Genomic DNA, 17,016 nt, shown 5'->3' on the forward strand with positions numbered 1-17,016 from the left:
CGGTAGTCTTGCTGTGTGGACGAATTGCACGATCCCGACGCCTTCGAACTCGCACGTGCCGGTCAGATCGACGTGACACCGGAGATAGACGAGATCGGGGAGTTGCTGCGCAAGTCGGGCCGCAAACACGCCATCGACGACACGGACGAGCCGTGGCGGCACGGGTACCCGTACGACGAGAAGATGACGCGACGGCAGTACGAGAACCGCAAGCGCAAACTGCAGATCGAGTTGCTGAAGTTCCAGGCGTGGGTGAAGGAGAACGGCGAGAAGGTCGTCATCATCTTCGAGGGCCGGGACGCGGCCGGCAAGGGTGGCGCGATCAAGCGGTTCACCGAACACCTCAACCCTCGTGGTGCGCGGGTGGTGGCGCTGGAGAAGCCCACCGAACGCGAACGCACCCAGTGGTACTTCCAGCGGTACGTGCAGCACCTGCCCGCGGGCGGGGAGATCGTGATGATGGACCGCTCCTGGTACAACCGGGCCGGCGTCGAACGCGTCATGGGCTACTGCACCCCCAACGAGTACCTGGAGTTCACCCGGTCTGCGCCGGAGTTCGAGCGGATGCTCGTGCAGTCGGGCATCCACATCATCAAGTTCTGGTTCTCGGTGGGCCGGGAGGAACAGCACGCCCGGTTCGTGTCCCGCAGCACCGACCCCGTCAAGCAGTGGAAGCTGTCGCCCACCGACCTCGCGAGCCTCGACAAGTGGGACGCCTACACCGAGGCCAAAGAGGCGATGCTCTTCTACACCGACACCCCGCAGGCGCCGTGGACGGTCGTGAAATCGAACGACAAGAAGCGGGCCCGGATCGAGGCGATCCGCTGGGTGCTCCACAAATTCGACTACACCGGCAAGGACCCGCGGGTGGTCGGCACCCCCGACCCGCTCCTCATCGGTTCTCCCGCAACGGTCTACGACGAGGGCGAGCGCCCGGAAGACGCGTTTCCCGCCGTCTGATCAGATCCCGGTCTCCCACGGTGCCGGGATGGGGAAGTAGTTCTCCAGGAACTGCGTCACCTTTTTGGTGCGCAACTCCAGGTCGATCTCGGGTGCGCTGCCGTCGTTGAGACAGAAGAAGTCCATCGACCGCTTCGCGAGCAGCGAGTCCATGTCGCGGAGCCCCGACTTCATCGTGGTGTCGACGTACTTCACCCGAGCCGCCGTCTGCACCACCGCGCGACCACTCATCAACGCGTAGTAGTGATACAGCGAGTTCGTCACCGAAATGTTGGTGCTGGCGCGGAAAGTGCTTGCGGCCGTAGCGGCGAACTCGTCGGGGAACTCCTTCTCCATCTCCTCCATCACGCTCTTGCGGAGCGGGGTGGCGGCATGTTCGAGGTGCCGGGTGGTCATCAGACCGAAGCGGTCCTGCAGCAGCCGGCGATTCACGCGGGCCGCGTTCTCGAAGCCGCTGCGCTCGTCGTCGTTGTGGCCCAGCCCGATTCGGGTGGTCGCCTCGATGAACATCGTGATGCCGCCGGGGGAGAAGAACATCTGCGGACCCACCGAGCGGCCGAAGAACATGTCGTCGTTGGAGTACAGGAAATGCTCGGCGAGGCCGGGGATGTGGTGCAGCTGGCTCTCGACGGCCTGCGAGTTGTGGGTGGGCAGCACCGACGGGTCGGCGAAGAACTCCTCGCTCGGCATGAACGTGACGCGCGGGTCGTCGGCGAGCCACGCGGGACGGTCGGAGTCGGTGGCGACGAAGATGCGGCGAATCCACGGGGCGTACATGTGGACCGAGCGCAGCGCGTACTTGAGCTCGTCGATCTGCCGGAACCGGGCGGCGGAATCGTCGCCCTCACCGACCACGTAGTTCTGCATCCGCTTGGCGCGCTGCGCCTGGAACTCCGCCGACGAGCCGTCCACCCAGGAGAACACCAGGTCGACGTCGAAATTGATGTCCGACGCATGGTCTGCGAACATGTTCTCGATGGTCGGCCACACCCGCCCGAACCGCTCGACGGTGCCGCGGACAGCCTCCTCCGAGCGCACCACGCGCCGGGTCAGGGAGTTCTCCATCGGCAGCACGATCTCGTCGTCGCTGATCGACCACAACTCGATCTGCACCCCCGTCGACGCCCCGTAATTCAGGCCGCTCGCCAGGTGCACGCGCGGACGGAACAGCCGGAAGATGCGGGCCTTCGACGTCGCGGACAGGCTGCCGTCGGAGACCAGGACCGCGGGACCCTTGGCGTCGACGGTCTTGGAGTAGAACGGACGGTCCTCACACGCGGCGACCAGGGCCGCCCGCAACGCCTTCCGCTGCGCCCAGTTGACCGCGATGACCGGGCGTTCGTCGTTGCCCCGCACCAGCAGGTACTCGATCCCGGCGCCGTCGAGGACGTCGCGGACGAACAGCAGGTCCTCGACCATCGCCTCGTGCGGGGTGGTGTGCGTGATGGGCAGCGCGAAGCGGCCCTTGAACCGGACCACGTCGGCGCGGTCGCGCAGTCTCGACGCCGCGGCGGCGGAGGCGTGGGCGACGGCGTCCGCGGTCTCCTGCTCCGGGGGTACGAAGTAGACGTCATGCGGAGCGGAGGATTGCGTAATGTCGGGCCTTTCGGTGGCTGTCGCGAGTGCGATCAGTGCCAGTGTAGGCCCCGTTTCGGGGGCCCTGTCAGTCCAGGACGGTGAAGAACGAGTCGCCGTCCTCCGCGGACCCGTCGATCTGCCCCCGGTCGGTGCGCGAGTCCTGCACGATGACGCCCTCGACCACGTCGGCGTGCTTGTTCCCGAACACCGGAATGTCGATGTCCTCGTCGTCGATGACACGGTCGACGTCCTCGGTCAGCTGGTCGTCGGGGAGGTCCGCCAACGACACCTCGCTCTGCTCCTCGAGCATCACGTCGGGCTCTTCCTCGGACAACTTCTCGTCCAGGGATTCACCCTCCCGCTCCTCGCGCGCCGTGGTGCCGAACTTGTCGGCCTCACTCCACCCGTCGGGCGGATCGACGACGTCGTCGCCGTCGTTGTTGCGCACGTCGTCGGAGTCCAGGCTCTCGCTGGGGCTCAGCGTGTCACCGGGCCCGTCTTCGATACTCATGTCCATCAAATGCCCAGATCAGGCGTCGTTGAAACTTCGATCGATCGAGGTCAGGCGACGGCCGGAGCGCTCCGCAACGCCTCGAGCGCCGCGATCTGCCCCGGCGACCACGGCGCCGAGTTCACCCGGCTCGAATCGAGATGCACGAGTACGACGGTCAGCTCCGCGGCCTGCACACCGTCCTGGTGGAGGGTGATCAGGAAGGTCAGCGAGGTGCTGCCGATCCGGTCCAGGGTAACGACGACGTCCGCGTCGCCGGTGAACAGTTCGCGTCCGAAGTTGCTGACGACATTCACCACGGCGGTCTGCGTGACCGGGTCGAGCAGGTCGCCGCACGCCTCGTCGAGCGCCCGCTTCCACGCCGCACCCGCCGCCTCGTGCGCGCAGTAGAACGGCACATGGCGGCTCACGGACGCCGGCGCGTCCGGCGTGGCGTTGTTCCGCAGGGCAATCGTGTAACGAGGCATGGCTCGGACATTACCCAGACGCCGGTGGGCCGGCATTCTCAGGGGACTACTCGAACAACCCGCGGAGGTCGTCGGCGTCGAGGCTGGAGCTGAGCAGGGAGTCGGCGTCCATCACGCTCGCGAACAGCGCCGACTTCTTCACCTTCAGCGCCATCACCTTGTCTTCGATCGTGTCCTTTGCGATCAGCCGATACACCATCACGTTCCGCGTCTGCCCGATGCGATGCGCCCGGTCCACGGCCTGAGCCTCCGTCGCCGGGTTCCACCACGGGTCGAGGATGAAACAGTAGTCGGCCTCCGTGAGGTTCAGCCCGAAGCCGCCCGCCTTGAGGCTGATCAGGAACACCGGGGCGGCGCCCTCCTTGAACTCGCGGAGCACGTCGCCGCGACGACGGGTGCTGCCGTCGAGATAGCTGTGCGCGATGCCGGCGTCCGCGAGCCGGTCGCGGATCTTGCCGAGGAACCCGGTGAACTGGCTGAACACCAGCGCCCGGTGACCGCCCGCGACGACGTCGGCGAGCTGCTCGAGCAGGGCATCCACCTTCGCGGACGGGACGTCGTGGTACTCGGCGTCCACCAGACCGGCGTCGAGGCTCAGCTGCCGCAGCAGGGTCAGCGACTGCAGGATCGTGAAGCGGTTCTTGTCGACGTCGGCGAGCAGGCCGAGGATCTTCTGCCGCTCACGCTGCAGATGGGTGTCGTAGACCTTGCGGTGCCGCGGGTGCAGTTCGACGTCGAGTACCTGCTCCTGCTTGGCCGGAAGATCCTTCACCACTTGTTCTTTGGTGCGCCGCAGCATCAGCGGTTTCACCCGGCGGCGCAGCTGCGCCAGAAGCTCGGTGTCGCCCTGCTTCTCGATCGGCTTGCGGTAGTAGTCGGTGAACCGGGCCGGGTTCGGGAACAGTCCGGGGGCGGTGATCGACAGCAGCGACCACAGCTCCATCAGGTTGTTCTCCATCGGCGTGCCGGTGATCGCCAGCTTGAACGGCGTCTCGAGCCGGCGGACGCACTGGTAGATCTTGGACTGATGATTCTTGGTGAACTGCGCCTCGTCGAGGATCAACCCCGACCACGCGGCCTCCGCATAGGCCTCGAACTCCAGGCGGAACAGGGTGTACGACGTGACGACGATGTCGGCGCCCTCGACCAGTTCGCCCAGGGGGACGCGCCTGCGCGAGCGGGTGTCGGAGATCGCGACGACGTTCGCGCCCGGGGCGAAGCGGGCAGATTCGGACTCCCAGTTCGATACGACACTGGTGGGGGCGATGATGAGGAACGGCGGCGCGTCCGGATTCGACTGCCGCGCATGACAGATCAGTGCCAGCGCCTGCAGCGTCTTGCCGAGCCCCATGTCGTCGGCGAGGATGCCGCCGAGCCCGTGCTCCCACAGGAAGGCCAGCCAGCGGAACCCCTCCAGCTGGTACGGGCGCAGCCGGGCGTCGAGCGTGCTGGGGACGTCCACGGGCCCGACGGTGGTCGGCGACATCAGGCCGTCCACCTGCTGCCGCCACTGCGTCGCCTGACGTTCGACGGTGCCGAGCGCGGCGAACTCCTCCCACAGGCTCGCCTGGAAACGGCTCAGGCGCAACGTCCCGTCGGCGCGGTCGCGGAGGGCCCGCGCCTCGTCGATGAGCTTGCGCAGCGTGTGGAGTTCGGGTTTGTCGAGGGAGAAGTAGGCGCCGTCGGGCAGCAGCAACTCGGTCTTCCCCGCGGCCAGCGCCGAAAAGACCTGGTCGAACGGAACGTCCCGGCCCTCCACGGTGAGGGTGACACCGAGATCGAACCAGTCGGTGCCGCCCTCGGATGCGGTGACCGACACCCCGATGGCCAGGGAATCGCCGGCCTCCCGATAGTCGGCCGGCTCGCCCAGGACGTCGACCGACACGTCCGACTTGCCGTGGAGCAGCGGCAGGACCTCGGTGGTGAACCGCATCGTGTCGAGTCCGCGCAACGCCGACGCCTCCGGACCGGCCGACCCCAACCCATATCTGTCCCAGGCGATGTCGAGTTCGTAGAGCAGTGCGCGTTCGCGGGCGTCGTCCCGGTACTCGTCGCCGCGGGTCCGGGCCGTCAGCGGCGCACGGTGCTCGTCGTCGCCGACGGTGTACAACCATTCCCAGTCGACGGTGACCTCGTGATCGGGGAGATACGACGCCCGCATCACCAGGGTCGGAGCCGAGATCTCGGGTGGGACGAACGAGCCGTCCGAGGAGATCACCGTGGCCAGGTTGCGCAGCTTCGGCAGGAAGTCCGTCAGGAAACGGGACTCCTCGGCGGCGGGAACCTCGATGGGCGTGCGGCGGCGCACCAGATCCTGCAACGGGCCGGGCACGACGGAGTCGAGGCGCGCGAGGTGAATGCGCTCGTCCGCGTCGACGTAGAACAGGCCGTGAGCGCGGACGCCGATGAAACCGACGGTCACTGCGTCCACGGGCTCGCCGTCGACGCGGACCACCGGCCGCATGACGAGTGCGCCGGTGGTGTCGTCGCGGGTGGCGTCGAGGCAGACCTCGGCCGAGCGGTAGGGGGCGAGTGCGCCCAGACGCTTGGAGGAGTGGATGAGCTCCACACCCACCCGGGCCGCCTCGTCGAGTAGCGACCACAGCTGGCGGCTGGGAAAGACGCCGAGGTCGAGATCGGTGTGGTTCTGGCGGCGGTAGGTCAGACCCCCGACGGACAGCAGGTGGATCTCGTGCAGTACCCGGATCTGCTCGGCGGGATGCTGGAACTGGCTGCCCAGCTTGTTCCACGCCAGCCCGCCGACGATCCAGCCCTTGCTGCCCGGCTGGACGGGCCGCACCAGCAGTTGAGGTGCCGCGTCGGCGGCCGACGCCTGGACCCGGAACTGGATGGCGAGCGGCGAACGCCCGCCGGAGTCGCCGAAGGGTTCGGCGGTGAGCAAGGAACCGAGCGAGCGCTCCCAGGTGGGCGCGACCGGCGCCTGGGCCTCGGTCCGCGCCTGTTTCATCGCGGTGATCAGCAGGGCGGCGACGTGCTTGCAGTTCATGCCGACCGGACACGTGCAGATCCCGTACCGGTACACGGTGCGGCCAATGCTGGAGACGACGAACGCAGACGCGGAGTACGGCTCCCTCGCCGTTCCCGCCACCTCGCCCCACAGCTCCTTGGCCGCCGGATCCCACGACATCTGGATGACCGCGTTGTCGCGGGCGTACTGCTCGCCGCGGCTGTACGTGGTGGTGCCGAGGACCGCCTTGATCGACGTCACGTCGAGATGGCGGAACTCCCCAGGCAGCATGCCCACAGGTTAGTCAACCGATCCGACACAGTCGCGGGGTGCCGCGAGTCCCACCCCAGGGTTCCTTGTTGCGCTGCCCACCCGATCGGAGACTTCGGTGCAGCGGGGGAATCCCAGCGATCGGAGAGAACAGCATGGCCGAGATGGTCGAATCACCGCAGGCGCACCGCACAGGTGGTGTCGCCCGAACACTGATCACCGTGTACGGAACGCTCGTGTACGTCACGTTCCTGATCGTGTTCCTGTACGCGATCGGATGGGTCGAGGGCCTCGTGGTGCCCCACACGATCAACGACGGACCCGACGCCCCCGTGGCGGTCGCCGTGATCATCGACGTGGCGCTGCTGACGGTCTTCGCCATGCAGCACTCCGTGATGGCCAGGCCCTGGTTCAAGAAACGCTGGACCAGGATCGTCCCCCAGCCGATGGAGCGCTCGACGTACGTCTTGTTCGCGACGGCCGCGCTGGCGCTGCTGATGTGGCAATGGCGTCCGTTACCCGAGCAGATCTGGGACGTGGAGACCGACTGGGTCCGCGTCGTGATCTACGCCGTGTCGCTCGGCGGATGGGCCCTCGTGCTGGCAGCGACGTTCGCCATCGACCACTTCGATCTGTTCGGGGTGCGCCAGGTGCTGCGCAATCAGAGTGGGAAGTCGGCTCTGCCCAGTCACTTTCGGACCCCTGTGCTGTACCGGGTGATCCGTCACCCGCTGTACGCCGGTTTCATCATCGCGTTCTGGGTGGCGCCGACGATGACCTGGGGTCGACTGTTGTTCGCCGTCGGGACCACCGGGTTCATCCTGGTCGCGGTGCGTTTCGAGGAGCACGACCTGATCGACACGTTCGGCGACGACTACCGCAGCTACCGCAGGCGGGTGCCGATGCTCGTCCCGAGGTGCGGCGTAAAGCCGCGGTAGTCACAGACCCCCGGCGACGTCGATGGTCGTGGCGGTGACGTAGGACGCCTGGTGCGACAGGGCCCACAGCACCGCTTCGGCGATCTCCTCGGGTTCCGCGACCCGGCCGAGTGGCACCTTCCCGGCCACTCGTCCGGGATCGCCGGCAGCGGCGTGGATGTCGGTGTCCGTCGTACCGGGCGCGACGCCGACGACGCGGATGTGCGAGCCCGCCAGTTCCCGTCCGAGTCCCGTCGTGAAACTGTCCACGGCCGCCTTGGAGGCCGCGTACCCGACGTATTCGCCCGGGGCGCCGGTGCGGGCCGCGATCGAGCTGAGATTGACGATGACGCCGGGGCGTCCCTGCCGGATCCAGTGCTCGGCCGCCGCGCGGGCGTAGGCCATCGCCCCGAAGACGTTGACGTCGAACACCTCCCGCACCGTGGCGTCCGGGGTGGTGAGGAACGTGCCGAGCGGGCCGGTGGTCCCCGCGTTGTTGACCAAGGCGACCAGCTGACCGCGTTGGTCGGCCGCATCGACGACGGCGACGGCCTCATCCGCGTCGCGCACGTCTGCCCGCACCGCGGTGGCGCGGACGCCGCAGTGGTGGACGAGTTGCTCGGCGGCCTCGTCGCCGTTCTGGAAGGTGAACGTCACCTCATAGCCGCGATGGACGGCGAGTCGCACCACCGCGGCGCCGATGCCGCGGGATCCGCCGGTGACGAGGATGTGTTCGGACACGATACGAGCGTATCCGGGTAATCAAATGCGGACCAAAGCTGACCGCTATCGGTTTTACGGTGAGTGCATCCGATTCGCCGATGCAGGAGGACCGCATGACCGTCGATCCGATTCCCGAGGGCTACACCACCGTCACGCCGTGGATCATCTCCCGCGACACCGCCGCGCTGATCGACTACGTGAAGGCGGCGTTCGACGGCGAGGAACTCGGCCGGATGGTGGGCGAGGACGGCACCATCGGGCACGCGGAGGTGAGGATCGGGAACGCCGTGGTGATGATGTTCGACGCGCGACGCGACTGGCCGCCGACGCCCGGGTTCCTCCGCCTGTACGTCGAGGACGCGGAGGCCGTGCTCGCGCAGGCCGTCGCCGCCGGCGGCACCCTGGTCACACAGGCGACGCACCTGTTCTGGGGCGACGTCGTGGGCCGCGTCCGCGACCCCTTCGGCAATCTCTGGTGGGTCCAGACCCACATCGAGGACGTCGACGAGGCCGAGATGACCAGGCGCCTGAGCGACCCGGCCTTCACCGCCGCAATGGACTACGTGCAGAGCGCGGACTTCTTCCCCGGACGTTGAGCGCTGTCAGCGATTCGGCCTGCCGAACGTGATGCTCGGCGCCGTCACCGTGACGGACGCGATCCGGACCACCAGACCCGAGGGCGGCGGCTCGGCGTCGATGATGGTGGGGTGATGGTCGACCTGCTCGGGCGACGGACGGGCCGGCGCGAACACGCTCCGGACGACACCGATCGGGGTGCGGGCAATCGCGTCGGCCGACTGCTGGATCTGTTCGAGGGTCCGGAAGACCGTGTCGAAATTATCCGACTGCTGGGTGGTGCTCACCGCCTCGACCACCGGGTGCATCGTCCGCAGCAGGAAGACGACCTCCTCGAGCAGTTCCTCGGTGAGCCGCAGGATGTGGAACGACGTCTTCGCGACCTCGATCGGCACGGTCACGGCGCACACCGCGACGCGGACCGGTCCCTCGACGGCCGAGGCAACCGTGCTGAACGTGCCCTCGACGAACGTCACCGCCGGGGCGGCGCACGAGGGCACGAAGCGGGAAACGAACGTCATCAGCCGACCCCCTCACAGCGCGGCGTCCTACTTGTGCCGGGGAGGTTACCGTGCACACGTTCGCCCCGCAGGTCGAGCAGGCGTCGTCAGCCCGGCAGCAGCGCCCGCACGGCGTCGATGGTGTCGGCGTCGGCGGCCGTCTTGTCGGGGCGGTAGCGCAGGACCCGCGCGAACCGCAGCGCGAGGCCGCCGGGGTAACGCGTGCTGACCTGGACGCCGTCGAGTTCGATCTCCACGACCAGGTCGGGGTGCAGGTACACGGTGTGATCGTCGCGGCTGCGTTCGTGGCGCGGGAATTCGTCCGTCTGCCACTGCAGTAGCGCGTCGGTGAGGCCCTTGAACGTCTTGCCCACCATGATCGGTTCGCCGCCGTCCGGGTCGCGCGCGCCGAGGTGCAGGTTGGACAGGTAGCCGGTGCGCCGCCCGTAACCCCATTCGGCGCCGAGCACCACCAGGTCGAGGGTGTGCTCCGGTTTCACCTTCTGCCAGGCGCGGCCGCGTCGTCCCGCCGCATACGGCGCGGTGAGCGACTTGACCATCACCCCTTCGTGGCCGGCGGCTAGGGCGTCGTCGAAATGGGTTGCGGCACCGTCGCTGTCGGGTCGGATGAGTCCGGGGATGCGGTGTTGCGGGGCAACGCGTTCCAGAGCCTCCAGCCGCTGCTCCAGCGGCGCGTCGAGAAGGTCGACGCCGTCGAGGTGCAGGCAGTCGAAGAAGTAGGGGTGCAGCAGCAGGTCGCGGGCGGACTCGGCGCCGAAGCGGCTCATCGTCTCCTGGAAGGGCCGGGGCCGGCCGCTGTCGGTGAGCGCCAGCGTCTCCCCGTCGAACACCGCCGACGTGCAGGGCAGGCCGGCGACGAGTTCGACGAGTTCCGGCACGCTGCCGGTGATCTCACGCAGGGTGCGGGTGAAGATGCGCACCTCGTCGCCGTTGCGGTGCACCTGGATCCGCGCGCCGTCGAGTTTGTATTCGACGCTGACGTCGCCGCCCAGTTCGGTCCACGCGTCGGTGAGTGATTCGGCGGGAGAGGCCAGCATGGGCCGGACCGGACGACCCACCTCCAGCCGGAACGCGGTGAGGGCATCGACCCCGCCGTCGAACGCGGCGACCGCGGTCGCGGGCAGGCGTCCCGACAGCATGAACGCCCGGCGCACCGGTTCGACGGGAAGGTCGGCGGCCGCCGCGATCGCGTCCGTCATCACCCCCTCGAGCGCACCCTGGCGCAGGTCGCCGGTGAGCAGTCGCAGCAGGAAGTCCCGCTCGTCGGCGGTGGTGCGGGCGAAGAGGTCGGCGAGCAGTTCACGGCGGCGGGCGGCGGATCCGGAGCCGGAGATCCCGGCGACGGCGGTGACGGTCCCGTCGAGTTCCGACACCGTCACGGACGGGACATCGGCCGGGGTGGCAGGGATGTCGGCGATCGTCCGCCAGCCGATCCCGATCCGGCCCTGCCGAAGCTCCCCGGACAGCCACGCCACCACCGGTTCCACCTCGGCCGGCTCCAGCTGGGTGAGCACCTCACGCAGCGCCCCGACCTTCACCTTGCGCGACCGCGTGGCCCCCACGTCCCGGGACGTCGCGACGATCTGCGAGAACAGCACACCCGACGGTAACCGGAACATCCCGTGGGCGGTCAGAATCCGCCTGATCGAAACCGTGGGCCGACCGCGCCGTCGTTCCTAGGCTTCGACGATGAGCACCCCACGTCGCCGGCCGCTGAAGACGGTCACGGGAGTCAGCGGCGCCGTGAGCACCTATGCCGCCGCCATCGATCCGCAGCAGTCGACCGTCGAATCGTCGATCGAGATCGCGAAGATCGCCGAGGCGAACAAGTTCGACGCGCTGTTCGCCGCCGACCTGCTCAGTTTCGGGGCGCAGGGCGCGATCGGCGCGCAGGAACCGCTGATCTTCCTGTCGGCACTCAGCGCCGTGACCTCGCATGTCGGGCTGATCGCGACGGTGACCACCACATTCCACCATCCGTACAACCTCGCGCGGCTGTTCGGCACCCTCGACCACGTCAGCAACGGTCGCGCCGCCTGGAACGCCGTCACGTCGTCACTCGGCGAGGAGAACTACAGTGACCGGGACCTGCCGAGCCCCGAGGAACGCTACGCCCGCGCCACCGAATCGCTCGAAGTGATCAATGCGCTGTTCGACAGCTGGCAGCCCGGCGCACTGACGTCCGACGGGGCCGGAGGGACCACGCTCGACGCCGATCGAGTGCGGCCGATCGACCACGCGGGCACCTACTTCACGGTGAAGGGACCGTTGAACATCCCGCCGCTGCCTCAGCGTCGTCCCGTGCAGTTCCAGGCCGGCCAATCCGCGGCCGGCGTCGAACTCGGCGCCCGCTTCGCGGAGGTCGTGTTCACATCACTGCCCACCCTCGAAGACGCCGTCACCTACACCAAGAGCATCCGGGCGCGGGCCGCCGAACTGGGCCGCGCCGACGGGCTGCCGCTGATCATGAGTTCGTTCCACGCCACCTACGGTGCGTCCGAGGACGAAGTGCGACGGCTGGTGCGGGAACAGGAGGAGGCGACGGACCTCGACGCCGGCCGGATCAGGTTGGAAGACATGCTCGGTGGCGGCATCGACCTGTCCGGGCTGACGCTCGACAAGCCGATCCCGGCCGACGTCCTGCCCGACGTCCGGTCGGTGAACCGCCGTCGCGGCCGGGTCGAAATCTTCAGCCGGCTCGCCGCGTCCGGGCGGACCCTGCGGGAGCTGATCATCGCGTCCAAGGACACCGGCCACTGGGCGGTCGCGGGAACACCCGAACAACTCGCCGACGCCGTCCAGGAACGCTACGACGCGGGTGTCCTCGACGTCATCTCCCTCGGCGGGCTCGCCGAGGCGCGGACCCGGGACTTCGTCGTCAACGGGTTGCTCCCCGAACTGCGGCGTCGCGGGATCGTCGGCGACGACTACGTGGGCGGCACGTTCCGCGACAATCTGGAACTACCCCCGCTGCCCCCTCGGGACTGACCTCAGTTCTCCACCGTCGTGCCGTCCACCACGATCCGCACGCGGTCGGGGTAGAACGACACGTGGTCGTCGATGCCCGACGCCTCCGCGGTGGTGAACGGGTAGAACCAGGCGGCGTCGTCGACGGGCTCGGATCCGTCCGCCCCGGTGAACGACAGATACGACGCCGTCCCCTTGTACGGGCAGGACGTCCGTGTGTCGGAGGCGGTGAAGAACTCGGACCGCACGTCGATGCGGGGAACGTAGTAGCGCACCGGCAGTGACGTCTCGAACAGCAGTCGCGGGCGGACGGTGTCGGCGACGAGCGTGTCACCGATGAACACCTCGACGTGCCGGGACGACGGCAGCACGTCGACGCGCACATACGGGTCGCGGGCGTGGACGAACACCTGCTGGTCCTCCTCGTACCAGGCGTCCATTCTGTGCCAGTAGAACGCGACGTACGGGCTGAGGTCGAGGGAGTCCTCCAGCCTGGCGTCGTAGCCCCACACGGACTGCTCGGCGCGACGGTCGCCGACGACGAGATCCCAGTACCGCGCCTTGCCCTTCCACGGGCACGTCGTGGTGGCGTCGACGGGCTCGAGGAGGTCGAAGTTCACGTCGTCGCGGGGAAGGTAGTAGACGGGCAGGTGCCCCTTTTCGAACAGGTACACCGAACGGGTGGTGTCGGCGACCACCTGACCGCCGAAGACCACCCGGATGCGCTTGTGGTTGGGTTCGATCGAGATGCGGCCGTTCTCCGCGAACTGCTGGGAAGCGGCGGCATGCGTGAGAGCTGTGGACATCACTCCATGGTGCGCCTTCGGCGGCCCGTGCGGGGTTAAGGAGGCTCTGGACTCGTTAACCACGCACGGGTGCGGAGCGCCGCGACACCGGCGGCCACGACCCACACCGTGAACGGGTACAGGGCCAGGCGTTCGGTGACGCCGAACGGTTCGCCGGGGAGGAGGATCGCCGCCATTCCGACGACCCCGACGAGGCAGCACAGACCGGTCCAGAGCGCGAAGATGCGCCATCGTTCGTAAAGCCCGATCGCGATGACGATCATGGCGGCGTTGCGGGCGACGAACGTCGGGGCCGCGACCAGCTGGTGCAGGTGTGCGTCCACGTTGATCGGAACGACGCCTGTCAGCGCCGCACTCACGGCCGCCAGACAGAGCAGCGTCAACGCGGCCCGGCGCAGGCGGCCCGGTGGCAGGAACTCGCGCAGGCCCACCGCTCCGGCGAGAATGAGCACCCCGGTCATCACGAATGCGCTGTTGATCACCGCATGCAGCGGTGAGCAGAGCCGGGCGGCCGCGATCTGGGCAGCGGAGCCGCCGCAGCCCGTGACACCCAGATTGCTGACCGAATTGGTCCGCACCTCGTACGGCCGCGGCCAGGCGCGCGCGGTCACGACCTCCGCGAGGAAATACAGGGCGATGAGCACCCAGGCCGTGGCTCCGACCCGCACAGCCAACAGTCGCTGCGCGGGTGACGGCGTTCGCACGACGCTCACCCCTCCGAACCGTACCCGGCTCACCGAGAGGATTGTTGACAATCTTCGGGAGCGGCTCGACCATGTAGCCATGGCCCCGCTGACGAGAATTCCGGTAGCTGACTCCGACGAGACGGGACAGATCGACGCGTGGCTGAGCTGACACACCCCGCGGCCGACCTGCACGCCGAGCTCGCCGAGCTGGGCATCGACCTCGACACCGGATCGCGACGGCGCGCCGAATACTCCTTCGACGCCTCCAATTATCGGGTGCCGCCGCTGGCCGTCGCGTTTCCCCGCAGCGCCGGCGACGTGGTGGCGATCGTCCGGGCCTGCACCGACCGCGGCATCCCCATCACCAGCCGCGGCGGCGGCACGTCACTCGCCGGCAACGCGATCGGCAGGGGAGTGGTACTCGACTTCTCCCGGCACATGAATCAGGTGCGGGCCGTGGACGCGTCCGCTCGAACCGCCGTCGTCGAACCCGGGATCGTCCTCACGGACCTGCAGAAAGACGTGCAACTGGCGACGGACGGCGCGTTCACGTTCGCGCCCGACCCGTCCAGCAAGTCCCGCGCGACCGTCGGCGGTGCGATCGGCAACGACGCCTGCGGCAACCACTCCGTCCGGTACGGCCGCACGTCCGATCACGTCGTCGCGCTCGATCTGGTGACGGCGGACGGGCACCGGCTGACCGCGACCCGCGACGCGCTGCGGGCCACCGATCCGGAAGACTCCTCTGCGGTGAGCGAGGCCGAGCGGATCGCCGCCGGACTCGACGCGCTGACGCAGGACCATCTCGGCGACTTCCGTCTCGAGCTCGGCCGGATCCCGCGGCAGGTGTCCGGCTTCCACCTGGCGAACCTGTTGCCCGAGAACGGCTTCGACGTTGCCCGCGCCCTGGTGGGAAGTGAGGGGACGTGCGCGGTGATCGTGGCCGCGACCGTCGCGCTGGTGCCGGTGCCGCCCGCCGCGATGCTGCTGTGCCTCGGATACCGCGACCTGGTGGACGCGGCCCGCGACAACGCACTGATCCTCGAGTACTCGCCCGCCGCGATCGAGGGCATCGACTCGGCGATCGTCGACACCATGCGGCACCTGCGCGGCGCCGACTCCGTGGTCGGCCTGCCCGACGGCGAGGCCTGGCTGTACGTCGACCTCGACGGCGAGGATCTCGCCGAAGTGAAACTGCGCGGGGCAGAACTGGTCTCGAAACTGCGGGCCGCCGGACGGCTCGTCGACTCGCGGGTGGTCGGGGACCCGGCGGAACGCGCGTCGCTGTGGCGGGTCCGCGAGGACGGCGCCGGACTGTCCGCCCGACTCGTCGAGGGCGGCGAATCCTGGACGGGCTGGGAGGATTCCGCCGTCGCACCCGACCAGCTCGCCGACTACCTCGTCGACATCAAGGCCCTGCTCGCCGAATTCGGCCTCACCGGCGTCATGTACGGACACTTCGGCGCCGGCTGCATGCACATCCGCATCAACTTCGACCAGCGCACCGAGGCGGGCCGGGACGTGATGTCGCGGTTCATCCACCGCGCCGCCGAACTGTGCGTGCGATTCGGGGGATCGATGTCGGGGGAGCACGGCGACGGTCGCGCGCGGTCGGCGCTGCTGCCGATCATGTACACCCCCACCATGATGGCGGCATTCGCGACGTTCAAACGACTCTGGGATCCGGCGGCCGTGCTGAACCCGGGCAGCATCGTCGCCCCCGAACCGCTGCTGGGCAGCCTCGCCCTCGACGGCGTGAACCCGCGGGCGTGGCAGACCACATTCGATCTCACCCCCACCAGCGACGTCCCCGTCGCGCCGTTCGTCCACGCCGTCCAGGGGTGCATCGGGGTGGGCCGCTGCCGCGCGTCGACGGGAGGGGTGATGTGCCCCAGCTTCCGCGCGACCGGCGACGAGAAGGACTCCACCCGCGGCCGGGCCCGCGCCCTGCAGGAGATGGTCCGGAATTCGCCGACCGTCGCCGACGGATGGCGCTCCGAGGACGTCAAGGAATCCCTCGACCTCTGCCTGTCCTGCAAGGCGTGCTCCACCGACTGCCCGGTGGGCGTCGACATGGCCACGTACAAGTCCGAATTCCTCGACCACCACTACCGCGGCCGGGTGCGTCCGCTGTCGCACTACTCCCTCGGCTGGCTGCCGGTGTGGCTGAAGATCGCCGAACGGTCCGCCCCCGTGGTGAATCGGCTGACCGCAGGCCGGCTGGCGAAGGTCGCGGCCAAACTGGGTGGTCTCACCCCGCACCGGTCGATGCCGGAGTTCGCGTCCCGCAAGCAGATCCGCCGCGAGGTCGGGGAGACGTCGCAGAACGGCACGGCGGATGTCGTGATGCTCGCCGACACGTTCACCCGCGGGTTCCGCCCCGAGGTGGTCGGCGCCGCGTCGCGGGTACTCGCCGAGGCGGGCCTGAGCTCCCAGTGCCGCAGCGACGTCTGCTGCGGGCTCACCTGGATCTCCACCGGACAGCTGAAGCAGGCCAAGAAGACCCTCGCCAGGGCGGCCGAACTCCTCGACGACGGCACCGACCGCCCCATCGTCGTCCTCGAACCGAGCTGCGCCGCTGCGTTCCGCAAGGACCTGCCCGAACTCGTCCACACCGACGCCGCACGACGCGTCGCCGCCCGCGTCCAGAGCTTCGCGGGCGCCGTCCTCGAACGGACCCAGGCAGGCTGGACCCCGAGCGTGGCGCTGCCCGAGGACGTCACCGTGCAAACCCACTGCCACGAATACGCCGTGTTCGGCGCGGCCGGTCAGCGGAAGGCCCTGCAGGCGGTCGGCGTCGAACGCGTCCGCGAGGCCACCGGATGCTGCGGCGTCGCAGGAAACTTCGGGTTCGAGGCCGACCACTACGACCTCAGCATGCAGGTGGCGGAACAGGCACTCGCCCCCGCACTGCGCGACAGTCCCGAAGACGCAGTCGTGCTGACCGACGGATTCAGCTGCCACATGCAGGTGCGGCAGCTCGACCCGTCCCGATCGTCGCAACACCTCGCCCAGCTGCTCGACCCCGCACCACCGTCGAAACCCGAACACCAGAGCGGAGACTGA

General features: G+C 68.6%; 14 protein-coding genes. 5 read left to right on the plus strand and 9 right to left on the minus strand.

Annotation, left to right across the window (positions count from 1 at the left end):
- Positions 1 to 15 precede the first annotated feature (15 nt).
- Positions 16 to 960 carry a polyphosphate kinase 2 gene (gene ppk2 / locus WKC72_RS14665; protein WP_009474342.1) on the plus strand — a complete coding sequence of 315 codons (945 nt, stop codon included), beginning with the start codon at positions 16 to 18 and terminating at the stop codon, positions 958 to 960.
- On the opposite strand, the gene WKC72_RS14670 is transcribed toward ppk2, so the two are convergent.
- From WKC72_RS14670 to WKC72_RS14685, 4 genes are all read right to left on the minus strand, one after another.
- Positions 961 to 2,457 (minus strand): stealth family protein, encoded by a 1,497-nt coding sequence (locus WKC72_RS14670; protein WP_174484652.1) that lies wholly within the window; start codon positions 2,455 to 2,457, stop codon positions 961 to 963.
- Between the two features lie 166 nt (positions 2,458 to 2,623).
- Complete coding sequence (locus WKC72_RS14675) at positions 2,624 to 3,055, minus strand: hypothetical protein (RefSeq protein ID WP_037226914.1); 432 nt, start codon at positions 3,053 to 3,055, stop codon at positions 2,624 to 2,626.
- A 44-nt stretch (positions 3,056 to 3,099) separates the two neighbouring features.
- A complete protein-coding gene (locus WKC72_RS14680; protein WP_370183100.1) occupies positions 3,100 to 3,516 on the minus strand; it encodes an acyl-CoA thioesterase in 417 nt (138 codons plus the stop codon).
- A 46-nt stretch (positions 3,517 to 3,562) separates the two neighbouring features.
- Positions 3,563 to 6,775, minus strand: coding sequence for an SNF2-related protein (locus tag WKC72_RS14685; RefSeq protein WP_370183102.1), 3,213 nt, complete (start codon positions 6,773 to 6,775; stop codon positions 3,563 to 3,565).
- Between the two features lie 134 nt (positions 6,776 to 6,909).
- Here WKC72_RS14685 and mddA point away from each other — a divergent pair, with 134 nt between their 5' ends.
- Positions 6,910 to 7,692 carry a methanethiol S-methyltransferase gene (gene mddA / locus WKC72_RS14690; RefSeq protein WP_370183103.1) on the plus strand — a complete coding sequence of 261 codons (783 nt, stop codon included), beginning with the start codon at positions 6,910 to 6,912 and terminating at the stop codon, positions 7,690 to 7,692.
- On the opposite strand, the gene WKC72_RS14695 is transcribed toward mddA, so the two are convergent.
- Entirely contained in the window at positions 7,693 to 8,412 is a 720-nt protein-coding gene (locus tag WKC72_RS14695) for an SDR family NAD(P)-dependent oxidoreductase (protein ID WP_370183105.1), read from the minus strand.
- 95 nt (positions 8,413 to 8,507) lie between these two features.
- Here WKC72_RS14695 and WKC72_RS14700 point away from each other — a divergent pair, with 95 nt between their 5' ends.
- Positions 8,508 to 8,990 carry a VOC family protein gene (locus WKC72_RS14700; RefSeq protein WP_370183107.1) on the plus strand — a complete coding sequence of 161 codons (483 nt, stop codon included), beginning with the start codon at positions 8,508 to 8,510 and terminating at the stop codon, positions 8,988 to 8,990.
- A 6-nt stretch (positions 8,991 to 8,996) separates the two neighbouring features.
- Here WKC72_RS14700 and WKC72_RS14705 read toward each other — a convergent pair whose 3' ends face one another.
- On the minus strand, positions 8,997 to 9,491 hold the full coding sequence (locus WKC72_RS14705; protein WP_370183108.1) for a hypothetical protein: 495 nt from the start codon (positions 9,489 to 9,491) through the stop codon (positions 8,997 to 8,999).
- Positions 9,492 to 9,577: 86 nt separating this feature from the next.
- The gene (locus WKC72_RS14710; protein ID WP_128642393.1) at positions 9,578 to 11,089 is read right to left on the minus strand and encodes an ATP-dependent DNA ligase; all 1,512 of its coding nucleotides are present in this window, start codon (positions 11,087 to 11,089) and stop codon (positions 9,578 to 9,580) included.
- A gap of 91 nt (positions 11,090 to 11,180) precedes the next feature.
- Here WKC72_RS14710 and WKC72_RS14715 point away from each other — a divergent pair, with 91 nt between their 5' ends.
- Positions 11,181 to 12,479 (plus strand): NtaA/DmoA family FMN-dependent monooxygenase, encoded by a 1,299-nt coding sequence (locus WKC72_RS14715; RefSeq protein WP_370183109.1) that lies wholly within the window; start codon positions 11,181 to 11,183, stop codon positions 12,477 to 12,479.
- 2 nt (positions 12,480 to 12,481) lie between these two features.
- Here WKC72_RS14715 and WKC72_RS14720 read toward each other — a convergent pair whose 3' ends face one another.
- Both WKC72_RS14720 and WKC72_RS14725 read right to left on the minus strand, forming a co-directional pair.
- A complete protein-coding gene (locus WKC72_RS14720) occupies positions 12,482 to 13,264 on the minus strand; it encodes a DUF427 domain-containing protein (RefSeq protein WP_370183110.1) in 783 nt (260 codons plus the stop codon).
- Positions 13,265 to 13,299: 35 nt separating this feature from the next.
- Positions 13,300 to 14,049, minus strand: a complete 750-nt coding sequence (locus WKC72_RS14725; protein ID WP_370183112.1) for a DUF998 domain-containing protein — start codon at positions 14,047 to 14,049, stop codon at positions 13,300 to 13,302.
- Between the two features lie 57 nt (positions 14,050 to 14,106).
- On the opposite strand from WKC72_RS14725, the gene WKC72_RS14730 reads away from it, so the two are divergent.
- Positions 14,107 to 17,016 carry an FAD-binding and (Fe-S)-binding domain-containing protein gene (locus WKC72_RS14730; protein ID WP_370183114.1) on the plus strand — a complete coding sequence of 970 codons (2,910 nt, stop codon included), beginning with the start codon at positions 14,107 to 14,109 and terminating at the stop codon, positions 17,014 to 17,016.

It is taken from the genome of Rhodococcus wratislaviensis (genome assembly GCF_041228765.1).
GTDB classification, from domain to species: domain Bacteria; phylum Actinomycetota; class Actinomycetes; order Mycobacteriales; family Mycobacteriaceae; genus Rhodococcus_F; species Rhodococcus_F wratislaviensis.